Raw genomic sequence first — 19,436 nt, 5'->3', positions numbered from 1 at the left:
CGACGGCTTACTCGTCGCCGTCGGGCGTGGCGACCGAGTCGAGCGCCGGAGCCTGCTCGGACACGCTCGGCGTCGGCGTCGGCGACTGGACCTCAGGCGCGGGCGTCGTGACCGGAGCGGGCGGCGCCTCGGGCGTCGCGGTCTGCTCGGGCGTCGAAGCGGGGGTCGGCTCCGGCTGCGGCGTCGGAGCCGGCGGGGCCGTGGCGAACGCCGGGCCGGTCGGGGTGCTCGGCGCCGGGGTGGGCGTCAGCGTGCCCGTGCCGCTCTCGGCCGTGCCCTGCGTGTCCGTCGGCAGCGCGGTCGTGTCGCCGCCGCGGCCCTCGGCGGGAGCGGCGGGCGTGGCCGTGCCGGTCGCGGCGGGCGTGCCGGTGGCCGACGGCGTGCCGGTGGCGGACGGCGTCGCCGTGGCGGTCGCCTTCGGCTTGGCCTCGTCCTTGCCCTTGTCCGCGCCTTCGACCGGCGTGACGATCTTGCGCTCGTCGGTCGCCGTGATCGGCTGCGGCGCGGAGGCGACCGGCACCGGGGCGGTCGTCGCGGTCGCGGCCGGCGCGTTGGCCTGCGGTGCCGACTCGACCTTGGCGACCTGCTGGGCGGACTCGGCGGGCTTCGTCGCGTGCTGCACCTCGACGGCGCCGGCCGTGACGATCGCCGCGGCGGCCAGGCCCGCGCCCACCTTGGACGCGACCGTGCCGAAGCCGACCTGCAGCGCCGCACCCGCACCGGCGGTGCTCGCGCCGGTGGCGGCGGCGGTGGTGCCCGTGGCCGCGGCGCCCGCGCCGATGTGGGTGACGAGGAGCTTCTTGAAGATCAGCAGCGGCCCGAGCGGGAACAGCGCGGCAAGCGCCTTGTTGTTCGTGCGCAGGTGCTTGCGGAAGGTCGCGCAGCGCTCGCACGTGCGCAGGTGCCGGCGGACCGGGGCGGTGGTGCGCTTGAGGCCTTCGGCGACCTCGCCGAGCTCGATCCGGACCTCCTCGCAGGAGAGCAGGCGCGCCTCGGCGGCCTCGGCGAGCGACACGCGGGCCCGCACGAGCAGCGACTTGACCGACGGGACCGTGGTCTCCATCGCCTCGGCGATCTGCTCGTAGGAGAGCGCGTCGATCTCGCGCAGCAGCAGCGCGGTGCGCTGCGTCTCCGGCAGGTCCTGCACGTCGGCGATCAGGAGCCGGAACTCCTCCCGCTTGTGCACCTTGTCGGCGGTCGTGAGGCCGCCCTCGGACAGGTGGACGTCCATTGAGTCCATGCCGACCGCCTGCGTGCGCCGCAGGTGGTTGAGCGAGCGGTTGCGCGCGATCCGGTACAGCCACGGGCGCACGTTGATCTCGCGCTCATCGGCGAGCATCGCGTTGAACGCTGCGGCGAAGACCTCCTGCAGCACGTCCTCGGCGTCCTCCCGGGATGACAGCATGTGCCGGCAGAACGCCAGCAGCCGCGACTGGTAGCGCGCGACCAGGGCCTCGAAGGCGCCGTGGTTCCCGCGCCGGATCAGCGCGACCAGGCGCTCATCCGACTGCAGGCGCAGCAGAGGCGAGCGGCCGTATAGGCCCGAGTGCTGTAGAGCTGAAGCTTCCAAGCGAAGTGCGGAGCGGCAGAACGTTGCCCATGTGCAGAACCGACGGCACACGGGGAAGTTGCGGCGTTGCCCGACGCAGGCTAGCGAGCCGTACCTTGCGGACGCCTAAACTGCCGTGCCGCGCCCGGGTGGCGGAATTGGTCAGACGCGATCGGCTTAAACCCGATTGTTCTTTGGAGCGTGTGGGTTCGAGTCCCACCCCGGGCATCGATGGCTGACGTGGCGATTCGACTCCAACCTCGCGCGAAGCGCTCCGAGGTCGTCGGCGAGCGAGCCGGGGCGATCGTCGTCCGCGTCACCGCGCCGCCGGTGGACGGGAAGGCCAACGCGGCGCTGTGCGCGTTCGTCGCCAAGGCGGTCGGCGTGTCGGCGTCGTCCGTGGACGTGGTCCGTGGACAGACATCGCGTGACAAGATCGTCCGCGTCGTGGGAGCTTCTGAGGACGCGGTTCGCGAAGCTCTCTTGGGCCGATAGGCCGGATTTTGTCTGAGTGCGGACACCAGCGGCAACGCGCCTTGCAACGCGTGCCGCCAGGTCAGCAGTCGGACCTACGCCGCCGCGGAGGCGGCGCCGGCGCCCTTGCGGGCGAAGCCGCTCAGCACGGCGTTGGCGAGGCCGTCGCGGCCGGAGATCTGCAGCGATTCGGTGGAGCCCTCCGGGCCGAGCGCCCGGACCCACGCGGCCACGGTGCCGCGCACCGTCGCCGTGGGCTGCGCGCCGCCGACCTCGGACACCTCGACGCCACCGCCCTTGAGCGTCACCAGATATTGACGCTCGGGCTGGTCGCCTTCGGCTTCGACGATCAGCTCGACCGTGCCCTCGAGGCCCGCGGGCGGCTGCAAGATGCCCGGTGCCAAGCGGAAGATCGCGCCGACGTTGACGTCCTCGCCCGGGCGCGGCGCGCTCCAGGTCCAGTCGTAGCCCCATTGCGCGAGCGCCCCGAGCACGGGGATCAACTCACGCGAGCGCTCCGTCAGCTCATAATCCACGCGTGGCGGTACCTCCCGGTACCGCTGGCGTGTGAGCAGGCCGTCGGCGACCATGCGGTTAAGCCGGGAACGGAGTTGCTCCGTCGAGATTCCGGGCAGAACGCGTTGAAGCTCGACGAATCGGCGCGGACCGGCGGCGAGATCACGGATGATGAGTAGCGTCCATTTGTCACCCACGAGATCGAGGGCGCGCGCGTCCGGCGACCACTGATCGTATGGATGACGTTTGGGCGGTGGAACTGGTGGTATGAGAGGCCTCCCTGATGCGGCCTTGAAGTGCGCGCAGAATACCTGTTTCTCCGACGGAAGGTTGCTGGTATCGACAATTACGGCCGATGACAGGAATGTGATCACGAGCGCAAGTTCCCGTCTCTTCGCACGTTGTATGCATGCGACGGGGGCAGTTGCTCTCGCGTCTGGGGAACGACACGAGATCGAGGATGCACGGAATGGGTGAGGTCATACGGCTGGAGGACCGCCGCGCGCGGCGCCGGCCGGAGACAGTGGGGGACGCCGTTAGGGCGGAGTTCCTGTTCGACCTCGCGTCGCCGTTTACGTACTTGGCGGCGGAGCGGGTGGAACGAGCATTTGACGAGGTGACATGGACGCCGGCGTGCTCGCGCACGCTGCGATGCGCATCCATGCCCGCGGACTTCGGCGACGTCCAGGAGATCGTCGACCACGCCGAGGAGCGCGCGGCGGCGCTGCGCCTGCCGCTGCAGTGGCCCGAGCGCTGGCCCACGGCGGTCCCGGCCGCGATGCGCGTCGCGCACTACGCCGCCCAGCAGGGGCGCGGGGGCGCGTTCGTGCTGGCGGCGACCCGGCTCGCGTTCGCGGGCGGGTTCGACCTCGACGACCTGGAGATCCTCACCGAGGCGGCCGCCGCGGCCGGCCTGCGCCTGGACGGCTGCCTGAAGGCCGCGCGCGAGGAGCGTCGCGACGGGGCGATGGAGGCGGCGTCGCGCCGTCTGCTCGGCGCCGGCGCGGACCGGCTCCCGGCCCTATGGGTCGATCGAGGCGTGTTCTGGGGCGAGGACCGAGTAGGCGACGCGGCCGCGACCGCGCGCCTGCACGCCGCGGCTGCCGGTAGATAGCGGCGCGAGCTCGCGACCGGCGGGGGCCCTTACCCCCGCCCCGTCGAGCTCGCCGAAGCATCGCCCCTGGGCGCTGCGTCCGCCGCTAAGGGCTGACGAGCGCAGCCAGGATCTGCGCGTCCAACGACTCGCGCGGCTGCTCGTTGTTCCCCGGGCGGCCGTCGCGCAGGATCGGGTCCTCGCGGTCGGCTTCGGCGAGCAGCAGCTCCAGGTCGGCGTCGGTGAAGCTGAAGGTGGGCTCGTCCATCACGCTCCGTGACGCTAGTCACACGCGGGGCGCGCGGATAGCCCCCGGGCGGCGCGACCCCCCGCCCGGGGGGATAGATTCCGCCGCGCATATGGACGACGAAGCCACGCGGCTGCACGGCGGCCGCCTCATCGCCCGCCGCCTGAAGGCGCACGGCGTCTCCCGCCTGTTCACGCTCTCGGGCGGCCATCTGTTCTCGATCTACGAGGGCTGCCGGGCCGAGGGCATCGAGATCGTCGACACCCGGCACGAGCAGACGGCCGCGTTCGCCGCCGAGGGGTGGGCGAAGGTCACGCGCCAGCCGGGCGTCGCGGCGCTCACCGCCGGCCCCGGCGTCACCAACGGCATGAGCGCGATGGCGAGCGCGAAGCAGAACCACTCGCCGATGATCGTGCTCGGCGGCCGCGCGCCCGCGTTCCGGTGGGGACGCGGCTCGCTGCAGGAGATCGACCACGTGCCGTTCGTGCGGCCGGTCGTCAAGCTCGCGGCCACCGCCGGCGCGACGCCGGAGATCCCGGGCCTCGTGGACGAGGCGTTCGCGGTCGCGGGGCGCCCGCACACCGGCCCGGTGTTCCTCGACTTCCCGCTCGACGTGGTGTTCATGGACGCCGACGTCGCGGATGCGCCCGAGGTGCAGGCCCCGCGCGCCGCGGCCCCCGACGGCGCGGCGGTGGAGCGCGCGCTCGCGCTGCTGGATGAGGCGGAGCGGCCGGTCGTGATGGCCGGCACCGACCTCTACTGGGGCCGCGGCGAGGCCGCGCTGCGCGAGCTGGTCGAGCGCCGCGGCATCCCCGTGTTCCTCAACGGGCTGGGGCGCGGCTGCCTGCCCGCCGACCACGAGCTCGCGTTCGCGCGGGCGCGGCGGACGGCGCTGACCGAGGCCGACGTCGCGCTCGTGATCGGCGTGCCGATGGACTTCCGGCTCGGCTTCGGCGAGGCGTTCGGCGCGGAGGTCGAGATCGTCGTGATCGACACGGCCGAACCCGAGCGCGAGCACCCGCGCGGGGTCGCGGCCGAGCTCTACGGCGACCTGACGACGTCCCTGCGCGGGCTGCTGGGCGACGGACCGTCCACGCGCACGTGGGTGGAGAAGCTGCGCGCGGAGGAGACCGCCAAGCGCGAGGCCGAGCGCGAGCAGCTCGCCGACGACCGCTCGCCGCTGCATCCCATGCGCGTGTACGGCGAGCTCGCCCAGGTGCTCGACCGCGACGCGATCGTGATCGGCGACGGCGGTGACTTCGTGTCCTTCGCGGGGCGGGTCGTCGACTCCTACGAGCCGGGCTGCTGGCTCGACCCCGGGCCGTTCGGCTGCCTCGGCTCCGGCCCCGGCTACGCGCTGGCGGCCAAGCTCGCCCACCCGGGCCGGCAGGTGGTCCTGCTGGTCGGCGACGGCGCGTTCGGCTTCAGCGGCATGGAGTTCGACACGCTCGCCCGCCACGGCGTGAACGTCGTCGCGGTGATGGGCAACAACGGCATCTGGGCACTCGAGAAGCACCCGATGGAGTTCCTCTACGACGGCTGGTCGGTCGCGGCGGACCTGCGGCCGGAGACGCGCTACGACGAGGTCGTGGCCGCGCTCGGCGGGCACGGCGAGCTCGTGCGCGAGGCCGGCGAGCTGCGCGGCGCGCTCGACCGCGCGTTCAGCGCCGGCCGGCCGGCGCTCGTGAACGTCTCCACCGACCCGACCGTCGCCTACCCGCGCTCGGCCAACCTGGCCTGAAACGACCCCTTAAAGAGAAGCCGCCCGCGGCGGGGGCGGGCGGCTTCAAAATGGCCCCGTCAGGACGGGCAGGGGTACGTGCCTTGATGGGGCCTTATTGGGTGGTCCAAGCGGCGGGAGGCGCCGATGTTGCGGCATCGCCTGGACCTATGCGTCGGCGGACGGCGGCGGGAGGCACGACCGCCCTTCCGACAGGCAGGATTCTCCACCTTGACGCTCGGCACTGCCAATCGAACACATGTCCATCCGCGGACATTTTGGACCGGATCAGGGTGCGTCGGCAGCGGTTGAGAGCGCGAGTCCGTAGAGGATGTCGTGCTCGGAGGCTTCGACCTGATCGAGGCCGAAGGACCCCATCACTTCTAGCAAGATGGCGATCCCGGCGACGATCACCGGGGCGCGTGCGGGGTCCAGCCCGCGCGTCTTGCGCAGCTCGGTGAGCGGCTTGCTCGCGAGGTCCGCGTAGAGCGCCTCGAGCCGCGTGCGGGTGAGGACGTGGCCCTCGATCCGCTCGGGGTCGTACTCCTCCAGTCCCAGGTCGATCGCCGCGCACTGGGTCGGCGTGCCGGCGACGGCGATGGCGCGCGTCGCCGCCGGGTGGTCGGGGAGCCGGATGTCGGCGCGCAGCGCGGCCAGCTCGGCCGCGGCCGGAGGATCGCTGCGCAGATGGCGCTCGCCGTGGCGCACGACGCCGATCTGGGTGGAGACGTGGAACGTGATCCGGCCGGCCTCGCCGATGACGAGCTCGGTCGAGCCGCCGCCGATGTCGATCACGAGCACGGGGCCGCGGTCGTCGCGCTGCGCGGTCGCGCCGGTGAACGTGAGCTCCGCCTCCTCGTCGCCGGACAGGATCCGGGCCGGGAAGCCGAGTGCCTCGTGCACGCGGGCGGCGAACGCGGCGCCGTTCTCGGCGTCGCGGACCGCCGACGTCATGACCGCGGCGGCGGGCGCGTCGCCGATCAGCCGGGCGTAGTCGGCGAGCACGTCCAGCACGCGCTGCATCGGCGCCTCGCCGAGCCGGCCGGTGGCGTCGACGCCCTCCCCGAGGCGGGTGACGGTCGACCGGCGCGTCCCGTCGGTGATCAGCAGGCGGGTCGAGTTCGTGCCGATGTCGACGGCCGCGACCCGCTTCATGCGACCCGGTTGGGCATCTCGTCGCCGGCGAGCGCGGCGAGCAAGTTGTCCACGGCGAGGTCCGCCATCCGCGAGCGCGTGCGGACGGTGGCGCTGCCGACGTGCGGGACGACCAGCAGGTTCGGCGCGCTGAGCAGCGGGTCGTCGGCGGTCAGCGGCTCGGGCTCGGTGACGTCGAGGCCGGCGCCGGCGATCTGCCCGTCGACGAGCGCCGCGCGCAGCGCCTCCTGGTCGACCGTGCCGCCGCGACTCGTGTTGATGAAGTAGGCGGTCTTCTTCATCCGCGCGAACTGCGGCGCGCCCATCAGGTGGCGCGTCTCGGGCGTGAGCGGTGTGTGCAGCGACACGTGGTCGCTCTGCTCGAGCAGCTCGTCCAGCGGGATGCCCGACGAGCGTGAGCTGTGGAGGATCCGCATGCCGAAGCCCTCGCCGCGACGCGCCATCGCCTGGCCGATCCGGCCCCAGCCGATGATGCCGAGCGTCGTGTCGGCGAGGTCGCCGCCGAGCATGTGGCTCGGGTGCCACGGCGCCCAGCGACCCTCGCGGACCTCCCGCTCGCCCTCGGACAGGCGGCGCGCGACCGCGAGCAGGAGCGCGAAGGCGATGTCGGCGGTCGAGTCGGTGAGGACGCCGGGCGTGTTGCCGACCGGGATGCCGCGCTCGGAGGCCGCGTCGAGGTCGATGTTGTCGGTGCCGACCGCGAGGTTCGCGACGGCCTTCACGCTCGGCGCGGCGTCCAGGAAGGCGCCGTCGACCTTGTCCGTGACGGTCGTCAGCAGCGCGTCGGCCTGCTGGGCGCGGGCCAGGAACGCGTCGGCGGGCGGCGGGGTCTTCTCCTCCCACTCGTCGACGTCGTGCTCCGCTTTGAGCCGGTCGAGCGCCGGGAACGGCAGCTCGCGGGTGATGAAGACGCGGGCCATGTCGTGGGTAGGGTCGCAGGATGGACCGGCCCGTGCATGTCGGCTGCTCGGGCTGGCAATACAAGTCCTGGCGTGACGTCTTCTACCCGCCGAAGCTGCCGCAGCGGGCCTGGCTGTCGCACTACGCGAGCGAGTTCGAGACCGTCGAGGTCAACTCGACCTTCTACCGGCTCGCCCGGCCCGACGCCGTCGCCCGCTGGCTCGAGGACACGCCGGCGGACTTCATCTTCACGGTCAAGTCGTCCCGCTACCTCACGCATGTGCGCCGCCTGACGGACATCGAGGAGGGCGTCGGCCGCTACTACGACGCGATCCGGCCGCTCGTCGGCTCCCCCAAGCTCGGCCCGGTCCTGTGGCAGCTGCCGGCGAACTTCAAGCGCGACGAGGACCGGCTGGCCGAGGCCTGCGCGCTCCTGCCGCCCGGCCGGCACTGCTGGGAGTTCCGCGACGAGTCCTGGTTCACCGAGGACGTGTTCGAGATCCTGCGCCAGTTCGGCATGGCGCTCGTCTACGGCGACCACCCCGAGCGCCCCTGGCAACCGCTCGAGCTGACCGCGGACTGGACGTTCGTGCGCTTCCACTACGGCCGGCGGGGGCGGCGCGGGAACTACAGCGAGTCCGAGTTGCGCGAGTGGGCCGCCCGCCTGCGCGAGGTGCGAACCTCCGCGGAGGTGTTCGTCTACTTCAACAACGACTGGGAGTGCTTCGCGCCCCGCAACGCGAAGCGCCTGCGAGCACTGCTGTGACCGACGTCGAGCACGTCCTCACGCAGTACCGGACCTGGGCCGTCGTCGGCTGCTCGCCCCAGCCGTGGCGGGACTCGCACCGGATCGCCGCGATGCTCCAGTCGCGCGGCTACCGGGTCATCCCCGTCAACCCCGAGGCGGGCGACGAGCTGCTGGGCGAGCGCGTGTTCCCGGCGCTGCCCGCGGGCGAGGGCATCGAGGTCGTCGACCTCTTCCGGCGCTCTTCGGCGGTCGGCCCGCACGTCGACGAGGCGATCGCGATCGGCGCCAAGGCGGTCTGGATGCAGCTCGGCGTGATCGACGAGGCAGCCGCCTCGCGCGCGCGTGCCGCGGGCCTGCGCGTGGTCATGAACCGCTGCCCCGCGATCGAGCTTCCGCGCCTTGAAGCCCGCTGACCCGCTGCTATTGTTTTCCGTCCGCCGCGGGGTGGAGCAGTCAGGTAGCTCGTCGGGCTCATAACCCGAAGGTCGCAGGTTCGAATCCTGCCCCCGCTATCGAGAAAGGTCCCGGAAACGGGGCCTTTTTTCGTTGTTGGACGGTCTGCGCGAGTTTGCAAACCTGCCCGAGGGCAACGGATAGGGCAACAAGCGCTGGCGAGGAGCGCAACCCCCGCGATCGCCTCAGCGGCAGAGCGCTCGCCACTTGCGGTCCGTAGCGGCGGTGACTCACGGTGCCCGGCCGGCCTAGTCCCGGGCCGCCCCCCTTCAGAGCTACGGCGCTAGAACGGGATGTCGTCCGGGTCCCAGTCGTCCGCGATGTACGACGAGAGGGCGACGTCCAATTCGCCATCGGCTACGAGCGCCTTGGCTGCGCGGGTTAGGGTCTCGCCGCGCGCCTCGAGGAACAGGTCGTAGTCGTCGCTAAACAGCGAAGCGGGGCACAGCGCATGACGCAGGATCGCCGCTTGCCCGTCCCCCGGGAGGTGACGACGATACATGGACGGGGCTTCTCCCCCAAGCTTGTTGTTGTCGGCGCGCGCCATGAAGACGAAATTGGCGAGCCCATTGATGTCGCTCGTCTCATAGCCAAGATCTTTCAGGTAGCGCCGGGGATACAGGTGGTGAAATTCGTTTCGGTTGTAGTCCTTCAAGACGCGTTGGAGCGATATGGGAGCCCCGGAAACGAAGCTGCGAGGTTGCGCCTGGGTAAGAAGGAGCACAAACGTCTTCGTGTTCACTGAGGACGTGTTGAACATGGAACCCGTGAAGAAGCTGCGCCACACAGGCGCGTCGATGTCGATTAGGGAGTCGTCGACGTCGCCTTTGAGCTGCAACATGGCCTGGATGTCGAGTTCAAGCTTCCGGATCACGTCGCTGCTGTATCGACGGGAGAAGGATGAACGCCAGAACCACTTCAGCAGGGCCTTGCGCTGAGCCGATGTGCACACGACCGAAGAGTTCCCCTTGGCGCTGAAGAACACGGCCAACGGAACGATGAGGGTTCCGAACGGCAAGTTGGCCATCGATCCGACGTGTAGGTTGGTCCTCAGGAAGTCGATCGCCCCGAGGATTCCGTTCGAGATTTCGTCGAACCTCTCGCGCACCTCGTCACCGTCGAGCTGCATCAACGCGGCCGGAGCTGCCTCCCCCTGGATGATCGCCGAGCAGCAGCGCAGTAGGAGGTTCGTGTCCTCGCCGACGAGCTTGAATCCGAAGGGCTCGAGATCCTCGCCCAGGTCTTCGAACTTCTCCTGGAGAAAGAAGTCGTCGCTCCAGGTCCATGCCGAAAGGAGCTGCAACGTGTCCAGCTCGACGCCTAGGCGATTCACGCGCTCGAAGACGATCGCCACGCGTCCGCGGTCGTCGGTCTCGAACGTCTGAGTTGGTACCTGAACTTCCTTGAAGCGCGTCTGCATCTCGTCGATGAGCAATAGGTCGTCACCCTCGAGCGGCTCCGTCGCCTGCCGGTAGGCGACGACGTCGAACAGGACTCGAAGCGGGAAGTAGCGCGCGGAGTCGACGGGTTGGTCGAGCGGGAGCGCGAAGAACTGACTCGACTGCAAGCTGTCCTCGGCCTGCCTGTCGAAGTAGACGTTGAACCTCTCGTCAGGTTCGCGCGCTTGCAGCGAATTCTGGAATACGCCGAAGAGCGACGTGAGCCGCTGTTGCCCGTCAAGCACGTAGTCGATCGGATATTCCGGGTCGCCGGCCGGGAGCTGATACGGCCCCAGGTCGCGCTCGTGCGTTAGCTCTTGACGCGTCCTCCAAAGCAGCAGGTTGCCGAAGGGATACCCCTTGTAGACGCTGTCCATGAAGAAAGCGACGCGCTCGGCGTCCCAGACGAACCCGCGCTGAAACGCCGGGATACGGAGCCGACCACCAACGAGATGGTCCATGAGAGAGCGGATGGCTTCTGACGCCACGGATCGCGAACTCTAACCAGCGAAGCGGACGCCAAGCGCTCGAGGATGCATACACACCGTCAGCGGTTGCGTGCGGTCCGCTCACGGCCGTATGCTCGTGAATGTGCTTCAGGTCTTGACATGGTGCGGCATTGCCGCGGTGGCCTCGCTGGCCGCTGAGTGGGCCGTCGCAATGGCGAGAGCTGTTACTCACGGCCGTACTCGCAGACTCCGACTGGGTCCCGCCACACACCTCCGGCAGCGTGTCATGCGGCCCAGAATCCCCGTCTCGCGCCTAGGTCCGGCTCACCGCTAGGTCGTCTCGAACCGCACGCCGCATGGGACCTGTTCGCGCACTCATCAAGTGGCTCGACGGTAACGAGCTACTCGCCGCGATCGGCGCGGCGACGTTGATCGTCTCGGTCGTTTCGTACATCGTCGACCGGGCAGTAGACGCTCCGCTCGGCTTAGCCCTGCTCTTCGCTGCGGGCACGTTCGTGCTTTCCGTTGCCCTCCTTCGTCCGGTCTTTCACACGGTCCTGGCTCCTTACCACAGGGCGAAGCTCGATCGTTGGCGGGAAGACGCCTCAGCGGCACTCGAACTGCGCCGAGCTGAGCTAACAGCCACGCGCGAGGAACGAGCGCATGCGAAGGACATACACCGCGCCCTCGTGTCCGTCGCAAGCGAGTTAGAGACCGCACGGTTGCAAGTCGCGCATGCTCTTACGTGGGACGAGTTTTGGGCTAGCGCACTTCCAAGCGCAGCGTGGTCGCGATATGGCGATCTCATCTCGCATGAGCCTTCGCTCACCGACGCTTCCCGGAAGGCGTCCTTCGCGTACTCGGAACTGGAAAGGGTTGCTCCATACGCCATCCCCGGCGAGCCGATCCATACGGCCCCTGGCGGCGCGCGAGTCGACGAACTCCGCAAGGCTCTGGACCATGCGTATAACGCGGTGAACCGCGCGCTTGCGCGTGCGGAGAACGCGTAGAACCCGGACGTGGGCGCACTTCTGAAAGGCCGCCTCGAACGCGGCGGATTGGACTCGCATTGCACCGGCTGCATTGCTCCCGCCGCAGTGCGAGAACTGGCCCTTGCGCAATGCGCCGTCGAGGCGTACCTTGCACCCCCTGCCAGAGAGGCGCGAGCCGCGGGACGGGGGCTTCCGCAATGCGGTGCGCGTGTGGGACGGCGACGACGACCGCTACGGCCAGTCGCGACCCGACCTACCCGCCGCTGAAGCTCAGGCGCTCGAGACCGAGCAGCGCATCGTCGGGCTCGAGGAGGACATCAAGGCGCTGTCCCGCTCAACTGCGCGCGCTGCTCGAGATGGCTCCCGAACCGCATCGGCTACTCATCGAAGTGGTTGCCTCGACTGGGCTCCGAATCTCGGAAGCCATTGGGCTTTAGCGCAAGCACCTCGCGCTCGACGGCTCGCGACCGCACGTCAAGGTTCGGCGAGCCATCGTGCGCCGCAGGGAAGAGCCGCCAAAGAGCCGGCACGGCAACGCCTCGTCCCACTCGCACCTCCCCTGGTGTCCAAGCTCCGAAAGCACATGCAAGGCCTGCCCGACGGACCCGATGCCCTCGTCTTCCCATCGAGATCCGAGACGCCCCTCGACCCGGACAACCTGCGGAAGCGCACATTGAAGCCGCTGTTCGAGGAGATCAATGTGCCGTGGGCCGGGTGGCACACGCTGCGGCACACGTTCGCCTCAATCCAGCTCGCTAACGGCGTCAACATCGTCGCGCTCTCGCGCGCCCTAGGACATCAATTCGGCCGCATTCACGCTCCAGGTCTGTGTGCACCTGCTCGAGGGCGATGAGGCTCCGGCGCTTGACCTCAGTTCGGGGCAACTTCAGGGCAACAACGCCCTCGCATCGAGACCAACCGCCGTGCACGCGCCCGTCAGCTGGAAGCGCGGCCCTAGGCCAAGCTCGAACCCCTCACAATCCTCGCCAACGACGTGGCGAAAGCTCATAACGCGAAGGTCGCAGGTTCGAATCCTGCCCCCGCTATACGCCGAAAGGCCCGCGTTTGCGGGCCTTTCGTCGTTTCGGGCGAACGGCCCGGGTGGGGTCGGTAGCCGTGAAGCGACGTCTTGCCGTCCGTTTCACATGAGTTACCGTTTCGCGGCGCACGAAACGCCGCCGACGGTGAAACGCCGCCGGCCGTTTCACAGCGCGACCTGTTTCGAAATCAACGAAACAGGTGCTAGCGTGAAACGGGTGACTGGCGACATCCGTCCCGAGAGCGAGCTCGACCTCCTCAGGAGCGTGGAGCGGCGGGTGGCCGAGCGGATGCCGCGATCGTGGTCCGTCTCGATGGATCGCGAAGTCAGCTCAGGGCCCGGACGACTTGACGGCGTGCTGATCGTCAGAGCCCCGGACCACCAGACCGCGATCATCCCTGTTGAGGCCAAGCTGGCGGTCTCACCACGAGATCTACCGCTGATGCTCGAACAGGTGAGACGGCTTGTCGCAGAAGACCCGGCGATGACCGCCCCTCCGCTCATCGTCGCCCGGTACCTGAACCCAAGGGTCAGAGCCAGCTTGGTCGAGCAAGGTCTGTCGTATGCCGACGCCACGGGCAATCTCAGGCTGACGAGCGAACGCCCCGCGATCTATGTCGAGGCCGCCGGAGCCGATGCGGACCCATGGCGCGGGCCGGAAAAGGCCACTCGCTCGTTGAGCGGGCGTCCCGCTGCCAAGATCGTGCGCGCGCTGGTCGACTTCAGGCCCCCGGTGGGCGTCCGTGAGTTGGCCGCACGGTCTGGCGCCTCGCCGGCGACGGTCTCGCGCGTCGTGGACTACCTCGACCGAGAGACGCTCGTGAGACGCGACGAGCGGGGAACGGTCACCGATGTCGACATCGTCGCTCTTCTGAGGCAGTGGAGTGGTGACTACTTCGGCGGTCGCGTCCGCCCGTCGGTCACTGGGTTCGAGCCGCGAGGCCCACTGCGCGTCCTCGAGCGACTCCCCGGCATCGCAGCACGATCGGCGGTGACCGGCTCGCTGTCCGCCAGACGAGTCGTGGAGCTCGCGCCTCCAGCCATGGCGCTCGTATACGCGGATGAGCCGGAGCGCGTCGCGGGTGGTCTACGGCTCCGCGACAACGGTCCAGCCAACGTCGTGATTGCGCGCCCGCCTGATCCGGTGGTCTACGAACGGGCCGACCTGGTTGACGGCGTCACCTTCTGCGCGTGGAGCCAGACCGCGGTGGACCTCTTGACGGGGCCGGGACGCTCCCCGGCAGAAGGCGAAGGGCTCTTGTACTGGATGGTGGAGAACGAACGTGCCTGGCGCCGATGACCTCCTGATCCGAGCGCGTCGCGCGCTGCTGGTCGCTCTCGAAGGGCTGAGCGGCCAGCGAGACGCGATCATCCTCGTCGGTGCGCAAGCCGTGTACTTGCACACCGGTGTCGCCGACGTCCCGATCGCCACGAGTACGAAGGACAGCGACCTGGCGGTCGACCCCGCCTTGCTGGAGGACGATCCGTTGCTCGAGCGAGCAATGAGCCGGGCCGGTTTTCACCGTAACCTCAAGACCGGGCAGCCCGGCGAGTGGCTCGACGCCGATGGCATCCCGGTCGATCTCCTCGTCCCAGAGGGGCTCGTGTCAGCGGCAGGGAGCCGAGGAGCGCGCATTCCCCCGCACTCGAAGCACGCAACGCGCAAGGTACGCGGGCTCGAAGCGGCGGTGGTCGACCACCGCGTGATGTCCATCGGCCCAGCGGACGATTCGCCGGGGCAGCGCTACGACATCAAGGTCGCCGGCCCGGCGGCACTCACCGTGGCGAAGCTGCACAAGCTCGGTGAGCGGGAGGCCAACGCCCCGGGGCGGCTGCTCGACAAGGACGCGCATGATCTCTACCGCCTGCTGCGAGCCGTCGAGACCGAGGACTTGGCCGTCAGCTACCAGCTCCTGCTGGATGACACGCGCTCACGCGAAATCACTCAGGAAGGGCTGCGCTACCTCGAGCAGCTGTTCGGCGCTCCGGAGGACGTCGGAGCGCAGATGGCGGGACGCGCGGAGCTCGGTGCTCCAGGGGGTGATCCTGCGACAGTCGCGGCCGCTGCGTCCGCGCTGGCCGGCGATATCCTCGCGCTGGGTCCCGGCTGACGCGCGACGCCATCGCGTAGCTCGTCAGGGCCTCGACCAGCCGGCGTTGCGCACTGTCAGCGCTCGCGCCGGAACACCAGCAGGTGCCCGTCCTTCTCGCCGTGCAGCGCGAGGTTGGGCAGCAGCTTGTCGAACTCCCAGCCCTCCGCGCCGAGCTCGTTGAGCTTCTTCTCCAGCGCGCCGCGGTCCAGCTCCTCGTCCTTGCGCCCGAGGAAGCCGTGGGTGATCACGTCGGTGCGGTACTCGTAGCTCGCCATGGCGCGGAGCCTAGGGGAAGGCGGCGTCGGCGAGCGCGCGCTGGAACGTCGGGCACTCCAGGTGCGACGGCGCGCGGCAGGCGGCCGCGTGGCGGAGGCCGTCGCGCAGCGCGGTGAGCTCGCGGATGCGCTCGTCGAGGTCGTCGGCCTTGGCGGAGAGCGCGGCGCGGTCGATCCGTGGCTCGCCGTCGGGGGCGAACATGCCGGTGATCTCGTCGAGGGAGAAGCCGGCGCCTCGCCAGAGGGCGATCAGCGCGAGGCGCTGGACGACCGAGGGGTCGAACTGGCGGCGGAGGCCGTGCCGGCCGGTCGACTCGATCAGGCCGCGCTGCTCGTAGTAGCGCAGCGTGGAGGGCGGCACGCCCGCGGTGCGAGAGACTTCGCCGATGTCCATTCGTTCCTTGACCTCAAGTCGACTTGAGGTGGCACGGTAGCCGACATGGATCAGAAGACGCGGTGGAACACGACCGGCGGCAACGCGTGGGTGGAGCTGCAGGCGGTGACCGACCGGGCGCTGGCGCCGTTCGTCGCGCCGCTGCTGGACGGCGTGGAGGGCGCGGTGCTGGACGTCGGCTGCGGCACGGGCGCGACGACTGAAGCGGCGGCGCAGGTCGCGACCCGTGTGGTCGGCGTCGACGTGTCCGCGCCGATGATCGAGGCGGCGCGGGCCCGCACGGACAAGGCCGAGTTCGTCGTCGCCGACGCGCAGACGCACGGGTTCGATGAGCGCTTCGACCACGTGATCTCGCGCTTCGGGGTGATGTTCTTCGACGACCCGGTCGCGGCGTTCGCCAACCTGGGCCGGGCCGGACGCCAGCTGCGGGTGATCGCCTGGCGCGGCCCGGAGGAGAACCCGTTCCACCTCGCCGCCGAGCGGGCGGCGAAGCCGGTGCTGCCGGACCTGCCCGAGCGCGACCACGACGCGCCCGGGCAGTTCGCGTTCGGGGACCGCGGGAAGGTCGAGCGCATCCTCGCCGAGGCCGGCTGGCACGGCGTGGAGGTGCACGAGCTCGACGTCGAGTGCACCCTGCCGGCGAGCGCGCTGGAGACGTACTTCACGCGGATCGGGCCGGTCGGGATCGCGCTCAACGATCACGACGAGCGCACACGCGAGCGAGTCGTCGCGGCGGTCCGGCCTGCGTTCGAGCCGTACGTCGACGGCGACGAGGTCCGGTACGTCGCGGCCACCTGGCTGATCACGGCTCACCAATAGGATCGCGGGGTGAGCGCCCAAGCGCCAGGCCGCCCCGACACCCCGATCCTGCTCCTGACGAAGCTGCACCCGCCGGTGGTGCCGGCGCAGGCGATCGCGCGCGAGCGCCTGCTGAGCCGGCTGCACGCCGGGCGCGGACGCCGGCTCAGCCTCGTGGCCTGCCCCGCCGGCTTCGGCAAGACGACGCTGCTGGCAGCGTGGCGCGCGGCGGCCGACCGGCCGACCGCGTGGGTCTCGCTCGACGAGGGCGACGACGACGTCGTGGTGCTGTGGTCGCACGTCGTCGAGGCGCTCGGGCGCGCCTGCCCGGCCTTCGACGCGGCCGCGCTCGCGGCCACCGTCCCCGCGGCGCCCTTGACCGAGGTCGTGCTCCCGGGGCTCGTCAACGCGCTCCTGGAGCAGGGCGAGCTCGTGCTGGTGCTGGACGACTTCCACCGGCTCTCGAGCGAGGCGGCGCGAGCGAGCGTCGCCTGGCTGATCGAGCACGTCCCGGCGACCGTGCAGATCGTCATCGCGAGCCGGAGCGATCCGCCGCTCCCGCTCGCCCGGCTGCGCGCCCGCGGCCAGCTGCTGGAGCTGCGCGCGCAGGAGCTCCGGTTCACCGAGGCCGAGGCGGCGGAGTTCCTCAACGACCGGCTGGCGCTGGACCTCGCGCCCGAGGACGTCGCGCTGCTCGTCGCCCGCACCGAGGGCTGGCCGGCCGGGCTCTATCTGGCGGCGCTCTCGCTCGCGGACAAGCCCGACAAGCACGCGCGCGTGCAGGCGTTCGACGGCACGACCGCCCACGTCGTCGACTTCCTCGCCGCCGAGGTGCTCGCGGGGTACGCGCCGGAGCAGCAGGCCTTCATGCTGCGCACCGCGGTGCTCGAGCGCGTGTGCGCGTCGCTCTGCGACGCGGTGCTCGACGCCTCGGGCTCGTCGGAGGTCCTCGCGACGCTCGCCCGGTCGAACCTCTTCCTCGTGCCGCTCGACGAGCGGCACGAGTGGTTCCGCTTCCATCACCTGTTCGCGCAGCTCCTGCGCGCGGAGCTGCAGCGCCGCGAGCCCGAGCTGGTCGACGAGCTGCACCGCCGCGCGCACGTCTGGCACCGGGCCTCGGGCACGACCGACGAGGCCATCCACCACGCGCTCGCCGCGCGCCTGTTCGACGAGGTGAGTGCGCTGATCGCCGAGACGTGGGTGCACTACGCCAACGCCGGTCGCACGGCGTCCGTGCTCGAATGGCTCACCCGCTTCCCGGACGACGTGCTGCACCGCGACCGCCGCCTGCTCGCGGTGAAGGCGTGGGTGGTCGCGCTGTGCGGGCGCGAGGACGAGATGCGCGCCGTGATCGCGCGGCTGCGCGCGCTCGACGGGCTCGACGACGGCCCGCTGCCCGACGGGATGGCGTCGGTGCGGTCGAGCCTGTCGATCCTGCGGGCGACGTTCGCGTGGGGCGACGTGGCGGGCGTGCTCGAGCACGGCACGCGCTCGGCCGAGCTCGAAGGTCCAGGCTCACCCTGGTACCCGGTGCTCACGTGGGCGCTGGGCTGGGCGCACTACTGCAACGACGACCTCGACCAGGCCGAGGCGCGCCTGCGGGAGACCGTCGTGCTGGGCCCGCGCGCCGAGCAGTGGATCGTGTCGGTCGCGTCGCTCGCCGACCTGTCGCTGATCGCCGGCCTGCGCGGGCGGCGCGAGGAGCAGGCGCGGCTCGCCGACGAGGCGATCGAGCTCGCGCGCACGTGCGGGCTGCTGGACTCGGTCGAGGTGGGCGAGATCCACACCGCGCGTGGCGTCGCGCTCGCCGCGCGCGGCCTGCCGCACGAGGCGCTGCCCGAGCTCGAGCGCGGGATCATGCTCCGCCGCCTGTGGGCACAGCCGCTCGACCTCGTCGACGGCCTGCTCGCACTGGCGCCGGTGGCCGCCTCGACCGGCGACCGCGGGCGCGCGGTGGCCGCGCTGGACGAGGCCGAGGCGATCCTGGGCCGCTGCCCCGACCCCGGCGCGCTGCCCACCCGGCTCGCGCTCGCCCGGCGTGCGGCGCGGGTGAGCGCGCCGGCTCCGCGCGCGGAGCTCAGCGACCGTGAGCTGACCGTCCTGCGCCTGCTCGGGAGCGGCCGCTCCGAGCGCGAGATCGCCGCCGAGCTGTTCGTCTCCTACAACACGCTGCACAGCCACGTGAAGTCGATCTACCGCAAGCTCGGCGTCTCCTCGCGCGCCGACGCGATCGCCAGATCCCCTAGGTGATTCGGCCACCCAGGGGATGACGACTCACCTGGTCCGCGGCGACGGTGCCCGCATGAGCACGCCCGACACGATCGTCCTCGTCCACGGCTTCTGGGTCACCCCGCGCAGCTGGGAGCACTGGGTCGAGCACTACGAGGCCAAGGGCTTCCAGGTCCTCGTGCCCGCCTACCCCGGCCTCGAGGTCGAGGTGGAGGCGCTGAACGCCGACCCGACGCCGATCGAGCAGGTCACCGTCCCGCAGATCATCGAGCACCTGGAGCGCGTCGTCGGCGAGCTCGAGTCGCCGCCGATCATCATGGGCCACTCGGCCGGCGGCGTCTTCACGCAGGTGCTGCTCGACCACGGCTTCGGCGCGGCCGGCGTGGCCATGAACTCCGCCCCGACCGAGGGCGTCAAGCGGATCCCGCTCTCGCAGGTGCGCGCGACGTTCCCGGTGCTCAAGAACCCGTCCAACCGCCACAAGGCCGTCGGCTTCACGTTCGAGCAGTTCAACTACGCGTTCACCAACGGCTTCCCGGAGGAGGAGGCGCGCCGGCTGTACGAGCGCTACCACGTCCCCGCCTCGGGCTCGATCTTCTGGGGCAGCGCGCTGGCGAACGTGCACCCGGGCAAGGACGACACCTGGGTGGACTACGGCAACCGCGGGCGGGCGCCGCTGCTGTTCATCTCCGGCAGCGAGGACCACCTGATGCCGCCGTCGATCCAGGCCTCCAACGCCAAGCACTACAACGACGACGTCGTGACCGAGGTCAAGGTGTTCGACGGGCCGCACCTGCTGCCCGCCTGGCCGGGCTGGGAGCGCGTGGCCGACGAGGCCCTGGAGTGGGCGCTCGCGCACAGCGCGCGCTGACG

The 19,436-nt window shown here is 70.5% G+C and carries 20 protein-coding genes and 2 tRNA genes; 14 read left to right on the top strand and 8 right to left on the bottom strand.

The window, feature by feature from the left end; genetic code table 11:
- Positions 1–7: 7 nt before the first annotated feature.
- Positions 8–1,570, bottom strand: a complete 1,563-nt coding sequence (locus C8N24_RS07320; RefSeq protein ID WP_170178912.1) for an RNA polymerase sigma factor — start codon at positions 1,568–1,570, stop codon at positions 8–10.
- Positions 1,571–1,692: 122 nt separating this feature from the next.
- Between C8N24_RS07320 and C8N24_RS07315 the strand changes: the two genes are divergently transcribed.
- Both C8N24_RS07315 and C8N24_RS07310 read left to right on the top strand, forming a co-directional pair.
- Positions 1,693–1,777: transfer RNA gene (locus tag C8N24_RS07315), tRNA-Leu, on the top strand.
- 3 nt (positions 1,778–1,780) lie between these two features.
- Positions 1,781–2,044, top strand: coding sequence for a DUF167 domain-containing protein (locus C8N24_RS07310; protein ID WP_121249427.1), 264 nt, complete (start codon positions 1,781–1,783; stop codon positions 2,042–2,044).
- 74 nt (positions 2,045–2,118) lie between these two features.
- On the opposite strand, the gene C8N24_RS07305 is transcribed toward C8N24_RS07310, so the two are convergent.
- Positions 2,119–2,913, bottom strand: a complete 795-nt coding sequence (locus C8N24_RS07305; RefSeq protein WP_170178911.1) for a winged helix-turn-helix transcriptional regulator — start codon at positions 2,911–2,913, stop codon at positions 2,119–2,121.
- A 35-nt stretch (positions 2,914–2,948) separates the two neighbouring features.
- Between C8N24_RS07305 and C8N24_RS07300 the strand changes: the two genes are divergently transcribed.
- Complete coding sequence (locus C8N24_RS07300; protein WP_121249425.1) at positions 2,949–3,653, top strand: DsbA family protein; 705 nt, start codon at positions 2,949–2,951, stop codon at positions 3,651–3,653.
- Between the two features lie 85 nt (positions 3,654–3,738).
- Here C8N24_RS07300 and C8N24_RS33740 read toward each other — a convergent pair whose 3' ends face one another.
- Entirely contained in the window at positions 3,739–3,900 is a 162-nt protein-coding gene (locus C8N24_RS33740; RefSeq protein ID WP_170178909.1) for a hypothetical protein, read from the bottom strand.
- Between the two features lie 91 nt (positions 3,901–3,991).
- Here C8N24_RS33740 and C8N24_RS07295 point away from each other — a divergent pair, with 91 nt between their 5' ends.
- Entirely contained in the window at positions 3,992–5,620 is a 1,629-nt protein-coding gene (locus C8N24_RS07295) for an acetolactate synthase (protein WP_121249424.1), read from the top strand.
- A gap of 267 nt (positions 5,621–5,887) precedes the next feature.
- On the opposite strand, the gene C8N24_RS07290 is transcribed toward C8N24_RS07295, so the two are convergent.
- Entirely contained in the window at positions 5,888–6,754 is an 867-nt protein-coding gene (locus C8N24_RS07290; RefSeq protein ID WP_121249423.1) for a Ppx/GppA phosphatase family protein, read from the bottom strand.
- Positions 6,751–7,674, bottom strand: a complete 924-nt coding sequence (locus tag C8N24_RS07285) for a 2-hydroxyacid dehydrogenase (RefSeq protein ID WP_121249422.1) — start codon at positions 7,672–7,674, stop codon at positions 6,751–6,753. The genes C8N24_RS07290 and C8N24_RS07285 overlap by 4 nt, the downstream gene beginning before the upstream one ends.
- Before the next feature lie 20 nt (positions 7,675–7,694).
- On the opposite strand from C8N24_RS07285, the gene C8N24_RS07280 reads away from it, so the two are divergent.
- The 3 genes from C8N24_RS07280 (at position 7,695) to C8N24_RS07270 (ending at position 8,914) form a co-directional block, all read left to right on the top strand.
- Positions 7,695–8,420: a DUF72 domain-containing protein gene (locus tag C8N24_RS07280; RefSeq protein ID WP_121249421.1), complete on the top strand. Its 726-nt coding sequence runs from the start codon at positions 7,695–7,697 to the stop codon at positions 8,418–8,420.
- On the top strand, positions 8,417–8,815 hold the full coding sequence (locus tag C8N24_RS07275) for a CoA-binding protein (RefSeq protein WP_121249420.1): 399 nt from the start codon (positions 8,417–8,419) through the stop codon (positions 8,813–8,815). The genes C8N24_RS07280 and C8N24_RS07275 overlap by 4 nt, the downstream gene beginning before the upstream one ends.
- Positions 8,816–8,840: 25 nt before the next feature.
- Positions 8,841–8,914: transfer RNA gene (locus tag C8N24_RS07270), tRNA-Met, on the top strand.
- A 224-nt stretch (positions 8,915–9,138) separates the two neighbouring features.
- Here C8N24_RS07270 and C8N24_RS07265 read toward each other — a convergent pair.
- Positions 9,139–10,755 (bottom strand): DUF262 domain-containing protein, encoded by a 1,617-nt coding sequence (locus C8N24_RS07265; RefSeq protein WP_121249419.1) that lies wholly within the window; start codon positions 10,753–10,755, stop codon positions 9,139–9,141.
- Positions 10,756–11,099: 344 nt separating this feature from the next.
- Here C8N24_RS07265 and C8N24_RS07260 point away from each other — a divergent pair, with 344 nt between their 5' ends.
- The 4 genes from C8N24_RS07260 to C8N24_RS07245 all read left to right on the top strand — a co-directional run bounded on the left by C8N24_RS07260 (position 11,100) and on the right by C8N24_RS07245 (position 14,885).
- Positions 11,100–11,753: a hypothetical protein gene (locus C8N24_RS07260; protein ID WP_121249418.1), complete on the top strand. Its 654-nt coding sequence runs from the start codon at positions 11,100–11,102 to the stop codon at positions 11,751–11,753.
- Positions 11,754–11,937: 184 nt separating this feature from the next.
- Entirely contained in the window at positions 11,938–12,588 is a 651-nt protein-coding gene (locus C8N24_RS35685; protein ID WP_425474449.1) for a tyrosine-type recombinase/integrase, read from the top strand.
- 292 nt (positions 12,589–12,880) lie between these two features.
- Entirely contained in the window at positions 12,881–14,074 is a 1,194-nt protein-coding gene (locus C8N24_RS07250; RefSeq protein WP_147447676.1) for a helix-turn-helix domain-containing protein, read from the top strand.
- On the top strand, positions 14,058–14,885 hold the full coding sequence (locus tag C8N24_RS07245) for a hypothetical protein (RefSeq protein ID WP_121249415.1): 828 nt from the start codon (positions 14,058–14,060) through the stop codon (positions 14,883–14,885). The genes C8N24_RS07250 and C8N24_RS07245 overlap by 17 nt, the downstream gene beginning before the upstream one ends.
- Positions 14,886–14,941: 56 nt before the next feature.
- Here the strand turns inward: C8N24_RS07245 and C8N24_RS07240 are convergent, their stop codons facing one another.
- Together C8N24_RS07240 and C8N24_RS07235 are read right to left on the bottom strand one after the other, a co-directional pair.
- Positions 14,942–15,142: a DUF4177 domain-containing protein gene (locus C8N24_RS07240; protein ID WP_121249414.1), complete on the bottom strand. Its 201-nt coding sequence runs from the start codon at positions 15,140–15,142 to the stop codon at positions 14,942–14,944.
- Between the two features lie 10 nt (positions 15,143–15,152).
- Positions 15,153–15,536: a helix-turn-helix domain-containing protein gene (locus C8N24_RS07235; RefSeq protein ID WP_121249413.1), complete on the bottom strand. Its 384-nt coding sequence runs from the start codon at positions 15,534–15,536 to the stop codon at positions 15,153–15,155.
- A gap of 45 nt (positions 15,537–15,581) precedes the next feature.
- On the opposite strand from C8N24_RS07235, the gene C8N24_RS07230 reads away from it, so the two are divergent.
- Genes C8N24_RS07230 through C8N24_RS07220 form a run of 3 tightly spaced genes read left to right on the top strand, consistent with a single transcriptional unit; the run spans position 15,582 to position 19,434 of the window.
- Positions 15,582–16,355: a class I SAM-dependent methyltransferase gene (locus tag C8N24_RS07230; RefSeq protein ID WP_121249412.1), complete on the top strand. Its 774-nt coding sequence runs from the start codon at positions 15,582–15,584 to the stop codon at positions 16,353–16,355.
- Positions 16,356–16,364: 9 nt separating this feature from the next.
- A complete protein-coding gene (locus C8N24_RS07225; RefSeq protein WP_121249411.1) occupies positions 16,365–18,584 on the top strand; it encodes a LuxR family transcriptional regulator in 2,220 nt (739 codons plus the stop codon).
- A gap of 52 nt (positions 18,585–18,636) precedes the next feature.
- Positions 18,637–19,434 carry an alpha/beta hydrolase gene (locus C8N24_RS07220; RefSeq protein ID WP_121252996.1) on the top strand — a complete coding sequence of 266 codons (798 nt, stop codon included), beginning with the start codon at positions 18,637–18,639 and terminating at the stop codon, positions 19,432–19,434.
- Positions 19,435–19,436 lie beyond the last annotated feature (2 nt).

It is taken from the genome of Solirubrobacter pauli, from assembly GCF_003633755.1.
Taxonomy (GTDB): domain Bacteria; phylum Actinomycetota; class Thermoleophilia; order Solirubrobacterales; family Solirubrobacteraceae; genus Solirubrobacter; species Solirubrobacter pauli.
The sequence above is the reverse complement of the archived record's forward strand: the minus strand, read 5'-3'. Positions and strand labels throughout refer to the sequence as shown.